Source organism: Succinispira mobilis DSM 6222 (assembly GCF_000384135.1).
GTDB classification, from domain to species: Bacteria; Bacillota; Negativicutes; order Acidaminococcales; family Succinispiraceae; genus Succinispira; species Succinispira mobilis.
Window position 1 is genome coordinate 530,946 of record NZ_KB913028.1, and the last position, 13,546, is coordinate 544,491.

At 37.3% G+C, this 13,546-nt stretch carries 15 protein-coding genes and 1 riboswitch; of the genes, 12 read left to right on the plus strand and 3 right to left on the minus strand.

Annotated features, from left to right (window positions below; translation table 11 throughout):
* Positions 1–13 precede the first annotated feature (13 nt).
* The 9 genes from rpsD (at position 14) to rpsI (ending at position 6,371) form a co-directional block, all read left to right on the plus strand.
* On the plus strand, positions 14–640 hold the full coding sequence (gene rpsD / locus SUCMO_RS0102605) for a 30S ribosomal protein S4 (protein ID WP_019878887.1): 627 nt from the start codon (positions 14–16) through the stop codon (positions 638–640).
* Between the two features lie 66 nt (positions 641–706).
* A complete protein-coding gene (locus SUCMO_RS0102610) occupies positions 707–1,687 on the plus strand; it encodes a DNA-directed RNA polymerase subunit alpha (RefSeq protein WP_019878889.1) in 981 nt (326 codons plus the stop codon).
* A gap of 23 nt (positions 1,688–1,710) precedes the next feature.
* Positions 1,711–2,049 carry a 50S ribosomal protein L17 gene (rplQ, locus tag SUCMO_RS0102615; protein WP_019878890.1) on the plus strand — a complete coding sequence of 113 codons (339 nt, stop codon included), beginning with the start codon at positions 1,711–1,713 and terminating at the stop codon, positions 2,047–2,049.
* A gap of 77 nt (positions 2,050–2,126) precedes the next feature.
* A complete protein-coding gene (locus SUCMO_RS0102620; RefSeq protein WP_019878891.1) occupies positions 2,127–2,966 on the plus strand; it encodes an energy-coupling factor transporter ATPase in 840 nt (279 codons plus the stop codon).
* Complete coding sequence (locus tag SUCMO_RS0102625) at positions 2,951–3,811, plus strand: energy-coupling factor transporter ATPase (protein WP_019878892.1); 861 nt, start codon at positions 2,951–2,953, stop codon at positions 3,809–3,811. The genes SUCMO_RS0102620 and SUCMO_RS0102625 overlap by 16 nt, the downstream gene beginning before the upstream one ends.
* Positions 3,808–4,605, plus strand: a complete 798-nt coding sequence (locus SUCMO_RS0102630) for an energy-coupling factor transporter transmembrane component T family protein (protein WP_019878893.1) — start codon at positions 3,808–3,810, stop codon at positions 4,603–4,605. The genes SUCMO_RS0102625 and SUCMO_RS0102630 overlap by 4 nt, the downstream gene beginning before the upstream one ends.
* Complete coding sequence (gene truA / locus SUCMO_RS10220) at positions 4,602–5,399, plus strand: tRNA pseudouridine(38-40) synthase TruA (protein WP_019878894.1); 798 nt, start codon at positions 4,602–4,604, stop codon at positions 5,397–5,399. The genes SUCMO_RS0102630 and truA overlap by 4 nt, the downstream gene beginning before the upstream one ends.
* Before the next feature lie 117 nt (positions 5,400–5,516).
* The gene (rplM, locus tag SUCMO_RS0102640; RefSeq protein WP_019878895.1) at positions 5,517–5,954 is read left to right on the plus strand and encodes a 50S ribosomal protein L13; all 438 of its coding nucleotides are present in this window, start codon (positions 5,517–5,519) and stop codon (positions 5,952–5,954) included.
* A 24-nt stretch (positions 5,955–5,978) separates the two neighbouring features.
* Positions 5,979–6,371 (plus strand): 30S ribosomal protein S9, encoded by a 393-nt coding sequence (rpsI, locus tag SUCMO_RS0102645; RefSeq protein WP_019878896.1) that lies wholly within the window; start codon positions 5,979–5,981, stop codon positions 6,369–6,371.
* Positions 6,372–6,419: 48 nt separating this feature from the next.
* On the opposite strand, the gene SUCMO_RS0102650 is transcribed toward rpsI, so the two are convergent.
* Positions 6,420–7,328 carry an O-acetylserine/cysteine exporter gene (locus tag SUCMO_RS0102650; RefSeq protein ID WP_019878897.1) on the minus strand — a complete coding sequence of 303 codons (909 nt, stop codon included), beginning with the start codon at positions 7,326–7,328 and terminating at the stop codon, positions 6,420–6,422.
* Between the two features lie 667 nt (positions 7,329–7,995).
* On the opposite strand from SUCMO_RS0102650, the gene SUCMO_RS0102660 reads away from it, so the two are divergent.
* Positions 7,996–9,444 carry a diguanylate cyclase gene (locus SUCMO_RS0102660; protein ID WP_156819230.1) on the plus strand — a complete coding sequence of 483 codons (1,449 nt, stop codon included), beginning with the start codon at positions 7,996–7,998 and terminating at the stop codon, positions 9,442–9,444.
* A 72-nt stretch (positions 9,445–9,516) separates the two neighbouring features.
* On the opposite strand, the gene SUCMO_RS11740 is transcribed toward SUCMO_RS0102660, so the two are convergent.
* Complete coding sequence (locus SUCMO_RS11740; protein ID WP_071592801.1) at positions 9,517–9,783, minus strand: SLAC1 family transporter; 267 nt, start codon at positions 9,781–9,783, stop codon at positions 9,517–9,519.
* Positions 9,784–9,869: 86 nt separating this feature from the next.
* Here SUCMO_RS11740 and SUCMO_RS0102670 point away from each other — a divergent pair, with 86 nt between their 5' ends.
* Positions 9,870–10,829: a cysteine hydrolase family protein gene (locus SUCMO_RS0102670; RefSeq protein ID WP_019878900.1), complete on the plus strand. Its 960-nt coding sequence runs from the start codon at positions 9,870–9,872 to the stop codon at positions 10,827–10,829.
* A gap of 222 nt (positions 10,830–11,051) precedes the next feature.
* On the opposite strand, the gene SUCMO_RS0102675 is transcribed toward SUCMO_RS0102670, so the two are convergent.
* Positions 11,052–12,152: a 4Fe-4S binding protein gene (locus SUCMO_RS0102675; RefSeq protein ID WP_019878901.1), complete on the minus strand. Its 1,101-nt coding sequence runs from the start codon at positions 12,150–12,152 to the stop codon at positions 11,052–11,054.
* Between the two features lie 173 nt (positions 12,153–12,325).
* Positions 12,326–12,426, plus strand: a riboswitch (SAM riboswitch).
* Between the two features lie 77 nt (positions 12,427–12,503).
* Between SUCMO_RS0102675 and SUCMO_RS0102680 the strand changes: the two genes are divergently transcribed.
* Positions 12,504–13,307 (plus strand): MetQ/NlpA family ABC transporter substrate-binding protein, encoded by an 804-nt coding sequence (locus SUCMO_RS0102680; RefSeq protein ID WP_019878903.1) that lies wholly within the window; start codon positions 12,504–12,506, stop codon positions 13,305–13,307.
* Positions 13,308–13,546 lie beyond the last annotated feature (239 nt).

Genomic DNA, 13,546 nt, shown 5'->3' on the forward strand with positions numbered 1-13,546 from the left:
GTGTACCCAATAAATGGCAAGATATACAGAAGCCGTATGTAGACTATGCCGCCGTGAAGGCGCGAAGTTGTACTTAAAAGGCGACAGATGCTACTCTGATAAATGCGCATTTGCCCGTCGTAGCTTCGCACCTGGTCAACATGGCCAAGGTCGCAAAAAGGTATCAGAATATGGTATACAATTACGTGAAAAACAAAAAGCACGTAGAATTTATGGAATTTTAGAGCGTCAATTCCGTAGCTATTTCGCTAAAGCTGACAAACAAAAAGGTATCACTGGTGAGAACTTACTTGTTATGCTTGAAAGAAGAATGGATAATGTTGTGTATAGACTAGGCTTTACTGATAGCCGTACACAAGCTCGTCAATTAGTTCGTCATGGACATATTTTAGTAAACGGCAAACGTTTAGATATTCCGTCTGCACTAGTTAAAGTTGGCGATGTTATTAGCATTGCTCCAGCAAGCACTGGTAGCGAGTATATAAAAGCAATTTCTGAAAAAATTACAACAAAAACTACACCAGCTTGGTTAGTTCTTGATGCAGAAAAAATGGCTGGTAAAGTTGATAGATTCCCAAGCCGTGAAGAAATTGATGCTCCAATTGCGGAACATTTAATTGTTGAGTTGTACTCTAAATAATTAGTCCCTACTCAAGAATCAAGAGTATTTTCGAGAGTATACTCCAAAAGAGGAGGGTTTTGTCGCATGATAGAAATTGAAAAACCAAATATGACGGTTATCGAAATGAGTGAAGATGGTCGTTATGGTAAGTTTGTATGGGAACCACTTGAACGTGGTTATGGTATAACTTTAGGTAACAGTTTGCGTCGTGTACTCCTATCTTCTTTGCAAGGTGCAGCAGTAACCGCCATCAGAATTGATGGCGTACTGCACGAATTTTCTACCATTCCAGGTGTTAGAGAAGACGTAACCTCTATAATTTTAAATATCAAGGAATTGTGCTTGAAACTACATGTAGATGCACCTAAGATATTGAGAATTGATGCCAGTGGCGAGGGGGATGTAACTGCAGGAGATATTATTGCCGATTCAGATGTTGAAATCCTAAATCCAGATTTGCATATTGCCACTTTAGATGCAGATGCAACCTTAAAGATGGAAATATATGTAGATACTGGGCGTGGCTATGTGCCCGCTGATAAAAATAAAAAAGCAGATCAGCCAATTGGTTTAATTCCAGTTGACTCAATCTATTCGCCACTAACTAGAGTTAAGTTCCAAGTTACCGATACTCGTGTTGGCAATGTAACGAACTATGATAAATTAACTTTAGAAGTTTGGACTGATGGCAGTATTAGACCTGATGATGCAATAAGCAAAGCAGCAGGAATTCTAGTTAGCTACCTACAGTTGTTCCAAAAAGATACTCTCGAAACGGTTGCTCATGTGGTAACTAGTGATGATGAATCTGTGGAAGCGGATATTGATGAAAACGATGCAACTACAACTACGGATAAGGTATTGTTAATGACAATTGAAGATTTAGATCTTTCAGTTCGCTCTAACAATTGCTTGAAACGTGCGGGTATCAACACCGTTTTAGATCTAAGCAAAAAATCGGAAGAAGATATGATGAAGGTTCGTAACCTTGGTCGCAAGTCTTTGGAAGAAGTAAAGAAAAAATTAATTGAGCTCGGGCTAGCACTACGTGGTAGCGAAGAATAAAAAGAAAGGGGGCTAATCTTTAAATGGCATACAGAAAGTTAGGTCGTGATTCTAGTGCTAGAAAAGCACTATTTCGCAGTGTTTTAGTGGCTTTGTTCAAAAACGAAAAAATTGAAACTACTGTTGCAAAAGCTAAAGAAGTAAGTGGTCTTGCCGCAAAAATGATTACTTTAGCAAAACAGGGAGACTTACACGCACGCCGTCAAGTTTTAGCTTTTCTTGTGGATGAGCAAGTAACCACAAAACTTTTTGATGAAATTGCGCAAAAGTATCAAGAAAGACAAGGCGGATACACTCGTATTTACAAATTAGGGCCCCGTCGTGGCGATGCAGCTGAAATGGCTGTAATCGAACTTGTCTAATAATTAAGTAAATGCTTATTTTGGGGCAGGTTTTTCCTGCCTCTTTTTTTACATCTTACAATGGAGGCATTGAGTATATGCAACCGATTATCAAAGCAGTGGACTTATCCTATACCTATATGGACCTTAAAGGGCAAGAACTTCTGGCACTCGATAAAATAAATTTAACGATTAATCCAGGTGAATTTGTAGCAATTATCGGCACTAATGGTTCAGGAAAATCAACACTTGCGAAACACTTCAATGCTCTATTACAACCTAGTGGTGGTCACTGTTATATTGCTGGTTTAGATAGTCTATTGCCAGACAATATCTGGGATATTCGTCAGAAAGTTGGTATGGTTTTTCAAAATCCAGATAATCAAATAGTGGCGGCAATTGTTGAGGAAGATATTGCCTTTGGCCCAGAAAATTTGGGAATTCCTCCAGCTGAGATTCAAGAACGCGTAAGTAAAGCTCTAGAACTAGTAGGGATGGAAGAATATCGCCTGCATGCACCACACTTACTGAGTGGGGGGCAAAAGCAACGGATAGCAATCGCAGGAGTACTAGCTATAAAACCTACTTGCTTAGTGCTAGACGAACCTACAGCGATGTTAGATCCAAAATCACGTCAAGAAGTTATGAAAACTGTATTAGCTTTAAATAAACAAGAAGGAATAACCATTGTTCATATTACTCATTTTATGCAAGAGGCAATTTTAGCTGATCGAGTAGTGGTGATGGGAGATGGGAAAATCCATAAGATGGGAACCCCTAAAGAAGTTTTCCAAGATGTAGAGAGTATTACACAGTTAGGACTAGAAGTGCCAGTAGCTAGTGAAGTTGCCTATTTACTGCGCAAACAAGGTATTAAGCTTGGCAAAGATATAATTACTGACGAGGAGCTAATTGGGGAATTATGTCTATTAAAGTAGAAAATATTACGTTTACCTATATGCCTGGTACTCCTTACGAGCGTCAAGCGTTAAAACAGATAACGTTAGAAATAAAAAAAGGTGAGTTTGTTGCGATTATTGGGCATACCGGTTCGGGCAAATCCACACTTGTACAACACCTTAATGGCTTACTTAATCCAAGTACTGGCAAGGTGCTTATTAATGGTGTCAATTTAGCAGAAAAAAATAAGTCTAAGCAAGAACGGCGGTTAGTGGGAATGGTTTTTCAATATCCTGAACACCAGTTGTTTGCGGAAACTATTTATGAAGATATTGCTTTTGGGCCGCGTAATCTTTTGATGACAGAAATTCAGGTAGAAGCACAAGTGCGTGAGGCAATGCGTTTTGTCGGTTTAGACTATGAAACTTTTAAAGATCGCTCGCCTTTTCAATTGAGTGGTGGGCAAATGCGCCGCGTGGCAATTGCTGGCGTAGTAGCCATGCAACCTGACTTTTTGATTTTAGATGAGCCATCTGCTGGTTTAGACCCCAAAGCTAAAAAAGCAATTTTTCAAGAAATCTATAAGCTGTATAAAAGCCAAAATATCGCGATAATTTTAGTAACTCACAATATGGAAGAAGCAGCTAAATACGCCCAACGCATTTTAGTGATGTCGGAAGGGGAAATTGTCTGCGATGATACTCCAGAAAAGATATTTTTAGAGAAATTACAGCAATTAGATGTAGCTGGTGTAGATATTCCAGAAGTAGTAAAACTAGCTAACAAACTAAAAGCGCAAAAATTAACTTCGCACGCTTATAATGCGACCACTCTAGAGTTGCAACAAGATATTTACCAAACACTGCGAGGTAAGAGCAAATGATGAATATCACAATTGGCCAATACTATCCAGGAAATTCAGTAATTCATCGTTTAGATCCGCGGACTAAGATAATTTGCACCTTGATTTTTATTACGGCCGTATTTTTAGCGAAAACATATGTAGCTTATGCCTTATTAGCTGGTTTTGTCGGATTGATTATTATATTTTCACGTCTACCTTTGAGTTTGATAATTAAGGGCGTAAAGCCGTTATGGTTTATAATTTTACTAACAGTATTAATCCATTTTTTTACAACTAAAGGTGAAATTATCTTTAGTTGGTGGTTGTTGTCGGTTACGCAAGAAGGCTTGGATCAAGGGTTAATGATGGCGATGCGGCTGGTATTTTTACTAATTGTTTCCTCGCTACTGACTTATACTACCTCGCCAATTGTGCTTACTGACGGAATTGAAAAACTATTGCGTCCTTTTAAAAGAATTGGTGTACCAGCTCATGAATTAGCGATGATGATGACAATTGCTTTGCGCTTTATTCCTACTTTATTGGAAGAAACCGATAAAATTATGAAAGCTCAAATGTCTCGTGGGGCTGACTTTACGAATGGTAATATCTTAACTAAAGCAAAAAACCTAGTACCTTTATTAGTACCATTATTTATTAGCGCTTTTAGGAGAGCTGATGATTTAGCTACAGCTATGGAAGCACGTTGTTATCGTGGTGGCGAAGGACGGACAAGAATGCATCAATTGCAACTTACTCGACTAGATACCTACGCTTACCTGTATATAAGCGGTCTAGTGTTAGGCCTAGCGTATTTGAGGTGGCTAGCTTGAACTATTACTATCGAATTGACCTAGCCTATGATGGTGGCAATTATTATGGCTTTCAGAAGCAAATCAAGCATATTACGATTCAAGCGGTAATTGACAAGGCCTTAAAGAAAATTTTCCAACAAGAAATCAAAACTGTTTCTTCAGGTAGAACAGACAGCAAGGTTCACGCTTATGCTCAAGTAATTTCATTTAAAGCCAATGTGGCGGTGCCAGCGGCAAAATTAAAATTTGCGCTAAACAACCTGATGCCGGCCGATATCGTGATTTTAGCGGCGGCAGAGGTTTCAGAAGAATTTCATGCGCGCTATTCAGCAGTTGCAAAATGTTATACTTATAAAATTGCCCATTTGGCAGAACAATCGCCTTTTCGGAGCCGCTATGTTTGGCAGATTCCGCAAGAGCTGGATTTAACGGCAATGCAAGTTGCGGCACAATACATAATTGGCGAACATGATTTTTCGAGCTTTCGCTCAGCGGGTAGTGTGCAAAGTGATCCTGTTCGGAAAATGTATGCGATAGATTGGGATGAGCAGCCCGAAGAGCTAGTTTTTAAGATTATTGGCAATGGCTTTTTATATCATATGGTTCGCAATATTGTTGGTGCCTTAGTGCAAGTTGGACAAAGAAAGTTTACGGTGGAGCATTTTCAAGAAATACTTGATCTGAAATCTAGGGCCCATAGAGGATTAACAGCGCCAGCGCAAGGATTATACTTACAACAAGTTTTTTACAGCGAGGAAGCTGTAAATGCTTATATTGATAAATATTTTACAAAAAACAGTAAAAAAGCTTGACAGAAAGCTTAATTTTGCTTAAAATATCTTCATGAGATTTTTATAATTCCATTAGCCCGGAGAAGTAAAAGTTCATGACGTATTTAAGATAAATACTTATATAGGGAGGTAAACACAATGAAGTCATATATGGCTAAACCATCTACTATTGAACGTAAATGGTATGTTGTAGACGCGACTGATAAAATTCTTGGTCGTTTAGCTACAGAAGTTGCCAAAATTCTTCGTGGTAAACATAAACCAACATTTACACCACACATGGATACAGGCGATCATGTTATTATCATTAACGCGGATAAAGTAAGATTAACTGGTAAAAAATTAATTCAAAAAGAATATTTCCGTCACTCTGGGTATCCAGGTGGCACTACATTCACTAAAGCTGGTGAAATGTTGGCAAAAAGACCAGAACGTATGGTTGAATTAGCAGTATTCGGTATGATTCCTAAAACTCGTTTAGGTAATCAAATTTGTAAAAAATTACAAGTATATGCTGGTAGCGAGCATCCACATGCAGCACAAAAACCAGAAGTACTAGAATTAAATATTAGATAAAACATCCGGAAAGGAGAACAGAAAATGGCAGTAGTTAGTTACAATGCAACAGGTCGTCGTAAATCTTCAGTTGCTAGAGTTCGTTTAGTTCCGGGTGAAGGCAATATCATCATTAACCAACGCGAACTAAAAGCTTATTTTGGCTTAAAAACTCTAGAACTTATCATCAAACAACCTTTAGTTTTAACAGAAACAGAAGGTAAATATGATGTATTAGTAAATGTAATCGGTGGTGGCGTTTCCGGTCAAGCGGGCGCAATCCGTCATGGCATTTCTCGTGCATTATTAAAAGTTGATGCAGAATATCGTAAAGGCTTGAAACAAGCTGGCTTCTTGACTCGTGACCCTCGTGAAAAAGAGCGTCGTAAATACGGTCTTAAGAAAGCTCGTAAAGCTTCTCAATTCTCAAAACGTTAATTTGTTGCAAAACAAACAAAACCGTACAGACTCAGTCTGTACGGTTTTTTATTTCGCCTTAAATGCGTTAGCCCAAGGTAAACTTTTAAAATTAAGAACCAATAAAGCCAAGATAATAATAATACCTCCTAGAGTTTGCCAAAAAGAAAGTTGCTCGCCTAAAACTAGGTTAGCGGTAATTAAACCCGTAACAGGAACTAGTAATGATAAAGGGGCAATTTTGGTAGGCGAATATTTACTGAGGAGGATATTCCACATACCACAAGCAAAAACTGTAGCACCTAAGGCCAGATAGAGAACGGCTGCTAAAGAACTTGGTTTAAGATTAGTAACAACGCTTAATAATTCTTGCGGGCTATTAAATAACAGCGCTAGCAAGAAAAATGGAACTGGTAAAAGCAGACTTGACCAAATTACTACGGCTAGCATATCTAACTTTTCTTGTTTTTGCGTGGCTTCTATGGCACTATAGCGGATAACAATATTAGAAATACTCCAAAAGCAGGCCGCTAAAATAGTTAATAAAAAAGCAGCTAGGGGCAGCGGTACTCCCGAAGTGTCGCCACCAATTAAATACAAACCAGTAAAGGCGATCGCAAATCCTAAAATTTGGAGCCGGTAGAGACTTTCCTTAAAAAGAAAGGCTGAAAAAATTACTGTGAAAAATGGTTGTGCTTGTAAGACAATCGAAGCAATACCAGCAGGCATGCCGATTTTTAGGGCATAAAATAAACAAGAGAATTGGCCGATACCAACGGTTAACCCATATAGAGCTAAATATTTCCAGCTGATATTAGGGCGTTTAATAAAGAAAATTGCTGGTAAGGTGGCAAATACATAACGTAAGCCCGCTAAAAGCATGGGCGGAATATCAGCAAGGCCCAATTTAATTACCGTAAAATTAGCACCCCAAATTGTTACAATTAATAAAGCCATAAATAGGTCGCGGGGTTTCATAGTAAAAATCTCCTTTAGTTAGAATTAGGAATATTAATGGGCAAGTTTTCTCCACTTTAGCACAATGCGAGTACTTGTTAAATAAGGGCGCTTTGATAATTTGGCTAAACTTATTTAATTTTAGTAGTGACAAACTTTGCCTTGCGCTCTAAGCTGGAACTTTACACACAAAGGCCGCTGATAAATATCTTTCAGTTTAGCAGATAAAGCTGATTTTGCCTAGTTAAAATAATTATCAAATAGTAAGTGAAGCAAGTCGTAGTTAAGAAAAAATAGGCTGTAGCCTAATATTTATGGGGAGAAATAAAAAATTGATAGTTACTGGAGCGGAGCTAAAGTCATTGTTTCGCTCGTGAAAGACTATGAAAAAACATTTTAGTAATTTCCCTAAATACAGAAATAAAATTAGCTAGCTAATTGTTACTAGTTATATAACAGAGAATATAAGGCAGATAAAGGCTTGCTTATTGACTTTATAGGCTAAAAGTTTTAATATGTTTTTGCATATGAATATTTGCCAAAAAAATAGAAAAACCTAGTTTAAATGTTACAAAATGGGAGTTGAAAGTACTTAGTGGAGTTAGCGAGAAATGTAATAATTGTCCTTAGTGGACTAAGCGGATTTATTTTAGCGATTGTAGCAATTTTAGCTTGAAAAAAACGCAACGTGCGCATAAGTAGTGCTGTTCTTTTTTTGTCAGTTGCCGGGATGATTTATTGCTTTGGTTATATGGCCGAACTATGTAGTAATACACTAGAAGAAATTCGCTTTTGGCTACATATTCAATATTTAGGCATTTCTTATATACCTGCGGCGTGGATAATTTTAGCAGAAAAACATACACAAGTGCGTATTAAAAATTGGGAAACTGTAAAAGTTGTTTTAATTACAATTTCGACAATCACTTTAATATTAAGTAGTACCTTTGATATTCACCCCTATTACTATAAATCGCTAACCCTAAACCCAGCCGCACCATTTCCCGTAGCGAAAATTGAACCAGGAATTTGGTATATTGTGCATAATACCTTTAATAATATCAGTGCGATATTTGGAAATATTTTATATATAATTTTTTGGCGAAGAGCAGAAGCTCACAAAAAACAGCAAGCATTTGTATTCTTTTTAAGTTCTTTTTTTCCCTGGACTATGCTATTGATCTATTTATCAGGCGGAATTCCTTGGGGTTTGGATCCATCGCCGATAGCTTTTATTGTGCCTGGTGTGCTATATGGTTGGGCAATATTTAATCTAGGGTTGTTTGAAGTAGCCCCTTTAGCGAAACAATTGATTTTTCAGCGTTTTACAGAAGGGATATTGATCTTTGATCGCAATGGTGTTTTAGTCGATTTTAATGCTGCCAGTAACAAGCTTTTTCCCAAAATAAAGCGAACGGATATTGGCAAAAAGGGGCAAGAACTTTTTGCGAACTTTCCCAAACTATTAGAGTTGCTTGATGCGGTTAAACGAGTTAAGGAAATATTAGTTTTAGATGATAACTCCCAATATCAAATGCAAAAAACAATTTTGGCAGAAGCTACTGAAAAAGCAGAAATAGTAGGCTATATGCTCGTATTTCAAGATATAACTTACTATCACAATATTGTTACCGATCTGCAAATAGAAGTGGGCAGAGACTCTCTGACAGGCAGTTTAAATCGCAATAAACTGACTAGTGAAGTTGAAATATTAATGACAAAAATGCAAGCGGAGGAGAATTTAGCGATATTAATGATCGACGTAGATTATTTTAAGCAAATCAATGATACTTATGGGCATTTAATCGGGGATGAAGTTCTAAAAATATTTTCACAGATTTGCCAAGATAATTTGCGGCATAAAGATATTTTTGGCCGCTATGGTGGCGATGAATTTATTGCTGTTTTACCGTATACTAAAGAGGAAGAAGCCCTAATTATTGCTAAGCGAATAAGAAAAACCGTTGCAAGCAGAGAATTAGTTTTGGAAAATGATACCATGTTACGTTTAACTACGAGTATTGGCGTGGCTGTAAGCAAAAAACAAGAATTTGGAGAATTAGCTAACTTGATAAGGCAGGCTGATCAAGCATTATATAGAGCGAAAGATGCTGGTCGTAACCAAGTGCAAATATAAATAACAAAAATTAAATAGATAAAACAGACTTTACTTAGACACTGATGAGAGTGTTGGAGCAAAGTCTGTTTTTTAGTCTTCCTGTACACAAATGCGACTATTTAGCATGGCACAGATAGTATTTTTCAGTAGTAGTAAAATAAAAAGTGATAATAAGGTAAAAAGACAAAGTAAAATAAATTTATATAAAAGTAAATGTGTTTGGCTATACATCAAGTAAGTGGCAATGGTAATTGCGGCAATTGGGAAAGAGTAAGCCCACCAAGAAAGATAGAGTTTATCACGGAAGTAGCTAAAAGAAAAAATAACTTGAATCTTTCCAAATTGCCTAAGTTGCATTATAATGGTTTAAATTATGCTATTTAGGTAAAATTAGCTGGTAACTAGTAAATATAACAAGCCAGTTAATTAATTGGAGGTTCAATATGAGTAAATTACCCGCGTATTATCAAGCAACAGATAGCCAAAACATATACTTGCCCCGCTATGAGGAGATTGCCCAGGCCGCAAGTTCAGCTAAATCCCAGTTGCCACATCGCTCAAGCAAGGCTCAGACAGCTTTATTTGTAATTGATGCGCAAATTGGGTTTTGTCACCCGCAAGCCAGTCTATATGTTCCCGGCGCGGAGGCGGACATGGCGCGATTAGCTGAGTTTATCTATCGGAATGTCAGTGATTTAGATGCCCTATATTTTAGTTTTGATACGCACTCTTGTTTTCAAATATTTTTTCCCGCCTTTTGGGTAAATGCCAACCAACAGCAGCCTGCACCTTTTACGATTATTACCGCTCAAGAAGTGGCTCAAGGTAAATGGCGGGCGGTGCGTGAGCCGGAATTTGCCTTGCAATATCTGCGTCAGCTAGAGGCTACAGGTAAATATCAGCTTTGTATCTGGCCTTATCATACAATGATGGGGGCCATTGACCATGCTTTAGCGCCAGTGCTCTTTGAAAGTGCTCTATTTCATGCCCAAGTAACAGGACGTGAGACTTTTTGGCAGGTTAAGGGGCGGGCACCACTTACAGAAAACTATAGTGTGTTTGCGCCAGAGATTACGAAACTAGTTACAGCTGATACGCAGCTTAAGGTAGGGAGCTTTAATGTCGAGCTATTAAATAAGCTAATGCGTTATGATCGGATTTATATTGCGGGTGAGGCTAGTTCACATTGTGTGCGGTTTACGATTGCAGATTTAGTGCAGCAATTAATGAGTGTAGATCGCAGTTTGTTAACTAAACTGTATATTTTGCAAGATTGTATGTCGCCAGTACCGGCAATTCCCAATGTAGTGGATTTTCCAGCTTTAGCGACACAAGCTTTAGCGGAATTTGCCGCTTTAGGCGTAAATATTGTCAAATCTACGGATGAAATTTATACTTGGTGATGAAAAATAAAGTGCAGGCGTAGCGATTAATTATTTCCTGGCGATAAGAAACAACAATTGCTGCTAAGCGAAATTTTTTGACGCCAGCAACAGCTAAATTTTACGTAATATTTTTTTAAAACTTATTCATGTTCCGATTGATTGTCAATAAAGAATATAAAAGCTGGTAATAGCTAAATAGTAGAAAAAAGTCAGGCATAAAGTCTGACTTTTTTAGTTAACTTATTTTTTAGGCAGTAGTTTGCGAATGATTTCTGCAAGTTTAGTTTCGGAGATATCATGTTGGGCGCGAAATTGTTTTACGGTCAGATTCGTCTCTGTATTAGCAGGGAGCTGTAGTTCTTGCATTAGTTTAGTTCTATCAACTTTTAGAGCCGTTAAGGCTTGGTCTAGGTTCATCCAACCGCGGATATCTTCGGTGCTAGTAACATTTTTACCAGTAATCATATTGGGAGTTTTAGATTGCCAGTAGGGGGTATGTTGGACGGTCAAAATAATTGCACCAAACAAAAGTACGGCACTTAGCATAACGGCAATTGTTTTAGACGTTTGCCAATTGCCAAAACGAGCTTTAAGTTCTAGGGCTTGGACTGGACAGGCCTCGGTACAGCGGTTACAACGAATACATTGCCCTGAATCTGTAGGTTGGCTAGCAATCTTAATTGCGGTAGGACAGGTGCGGTCGCATTTGTGACAGTTAATACAGTTGTCCTTACGGTTGATTTTCAGGAAACTGATTTTAGATAAGGGATTAATGATAACACTGAGCGGACAAAGATAACGACACCAAGCTCTTTCAAGAGTAAGTGAAATTAAAATAAAAAACACAATTACCATAGCGGAGCTAAAGTCTTCGACATTCATATGAAAAATTTTTTTATAGGGGTCAAATTCTTCAAACCAAAGTCGTTTAGTATTGATGGTCATGTAGATAATTAAAAGAAAAAATAAATATTTACTATAGCCTAAAATTTGGTCTAAAGCAGGTGGGAGGATTAGTTTTTGAGGATAAAATTTTTCACGGAGGCGATACAGCCATTCGCTCAAACTACCTAGCGGGCAAATCCAGCCACAGAAGACAGCACCAAATAATAGGGTGGTAATAATTAGCGCTAGTAGGAGCCAAAGATTACTGGGGGCAGTTTTCATCAGGTAAGAACCGCCACTAACTAAACTAGGGAGAGTTTCGATAGCTCCAAATAAACAATAAGAATCAATTGGTGGAACTCCCTGAGGCCCGCCACCAACTATTTGATGGCGTAAACCAAGCCAAGCTGCCAGCACGACAAAGCCTAATTGAATAAGATGACGAACTTTTAGCATTTTAAATCACCTCGTGCGATATTTTAGCTAAATTATAGCACTATTGCGAAAAATTAACAGGGATAATAAAACAAAATAGACAAAAGTACTTAAAATAAATACAGATAAGCTAAAAATAAAATATTCTTGACAAAGATACTAGGAAAATGTATAATAACAAAAAAGTTAATAGACTCTTATCAAGAGTGGTCGAGGGACTGGCCCGATGACACCCGGCAACCAACACGTAAAGTATGGTGCTAAATCCAGCAGGATTAATCCTGGAAGATGAGAGGGAGCGTGTATATGCGACCTTTCGCTTTAGAAGGGTCGTTTTCTTTTATTAAAAAAATTTTTTGGAGGTTATTATTTATGAAAAAAAGTTATTTATCTATTTTCCTAGTAGTGCTATGTTTGGCACTTACCGCTTGTGGTGGCCAAGCTAAAAAAGAAGAAGGCAAAACTCTAAAAGTGGCGGCGACAGCTGTGCCACATGCAGAGATTTTAAACTTTGTAAAACCGTTGTTAGCTAAAGAAAAAATTAATTTAACTGTAGTAGAAATGGCCGATTATGTGCGTCCTAATGTGGCTGTTGCTGATAAAGAGTTAGATGCAAACTTTTTTCAACATACCCCTTATTTAGAAAAATTCACTAAAGATCGTAAGCTGGATTTAGTGAAAGTCAATGGTGTTCATGTAGAACCAATGGGTATTTATTCTAAAAAAGTTAAAGATTTAAAAGATATTCCCGCAGAAGCTACAATTAGTATTCCGAATGATCCAACTAACGGGGGTCGCGCTTTATTATTATTAGAAAAAGCAGGCATAATCAAATTAAAAGATAAAGCGGGTATTACAGCTACAGTTCAAGATATTGTGGCTAATCCTAAAAACGTAAAAATTAAAGAAATTGAAGCCCCACAATTACCAAGAACTTTAGATGATGTAACTTTAGCGGTAATTAATACTAACTACGCTTTAGATGCAAAACTTAATCCAACTAAAGATGCCTTAGTTATCGAAGATAAGAATTCTCCTTATGTAAATATTTTAGTTTGCCGAAAAGGTGAAGAAAACAGACCAGAAATTCAAGCTTTAGCAAAAATATTAAATAGCCCAGAAGTTAAGAAATTCATTGAAGAAAAATACAAAGGTGCTGTTGTAGCAGCATTTTAATAAAAACAAGCTATCTCTTTAGGAATAAAGGCTGTGTTTAGATGTTTGAGCTTAAATTTCGACTCTAGTTAAAGCACTTGAAGACTAAAAAAGAGATAGCTTGTTTTTTATTTTATACAATAGTTTACTAAACTGCTAGTAATCCTATTGTATTTGAAGATAAAAGTTAATTAATAAAAATTATCCGTTGACAAAGCATATGTTAAACAGTAAACTAAAAAATAAAGAGTTTATCTTTA

What these genes read in the sequence shown, in the direction of transcription:
- rpsD (WP_019878887.1), top strand. Translation starts at nt 14, where the DNA reads ATGGCAAGATATACAGAAGCCGTATGTAGACTATGCCGCCGTGAAGGC.
- SUCMO_RS0102610 (WP_019878889.1), top strand. Translation starts at nt 707, where the DNA reads ATGATAGAAATTGAAAAACCAAATATGACGGTTATCGAAATGAGTGAA.
- rplQ (WP_019878890.1), top strand. Translation starts at nt 1,711, where the DNA reads ATGGCATACAGAAAGTTAGGTCGTGATTCTAGTGCTAGAAAAGCACTA.
- SUCMO_RS0102620 (WP_019878891.1), top strand. Translation starts at nt 2,127, where the DNA reads ATGCAACCGATTATCAAAGCAGTGGACTTATCCTATACCTATATGGAC.
- SUCMO_RS0102625 (WP_019878892.1), top strand. Translation starts at nt 2,951, where the DNA reads ATGTCTATTAAAGTAGAAAATATTACGTTTACCTATATGCCTGGTACT.
- SUCMO_RS0102630 (WP_019878893.1), top strand. Translation starts at nt 3,808, where the DNA reads ATGATGAATATCACAATTGGCCAATACTATCCAGGAAATTCAGTAATT.
- rplM (WP_019878895.1), top strand. Translation starts at nt 5,517, where the DNA reads ATGAAGTCATATATGGCTAAACCATCTACTATTGAACGTAAATGGTAT.
- rpsI (WP_019878896.1), top strand. Translation starts at nt 5,979, where the DNA reads ATGGCAGTAGTTAGTTACAATGCAACAGGTCGTCGTAAATCTTCAGTT.
- SUCMO_RS0102650 (WP_019878897.1), bottom strand. Translation starts at nt 7,328, where the DNA reads ATGAAACCCCGCGACCTATTTATGGCTTTATTAATTGTAACAATTTGG.
- SUCMO_RS11740 (WP_071592801.1), bottom strand. Translation starts at nt 9,783, where the DNA reads ATGCAACTTAGGCAATTTGGAAAGATTCAAGTTATTTTTTCTTTTAGC.
- SUCMO_RS0102670 (WP_019878900.1), top strand. Translation starts at nt 9,870, where the DNA reads ATGAGTAAATTACCCGCGTATTATCAAGCAACAGATAGCCAAAACATA.
- SUCMO_RS0102675 (WP_019878901.1), bottom strand. Translation starts at nt 12,152, where the DNA reads ATGCTAAAAGTTCGTCATCTTATTCAATTAGGCTTTGTCGTGCTGGCA.
- SUCMO_RS0102680 (WP_019878903.1), top strand. Translation starts at nt 12,504, where the DNA reads ATGAAAAAAAGTTATTTATCTATTTTCCTAGTAGTGCTATGTTTGGCA.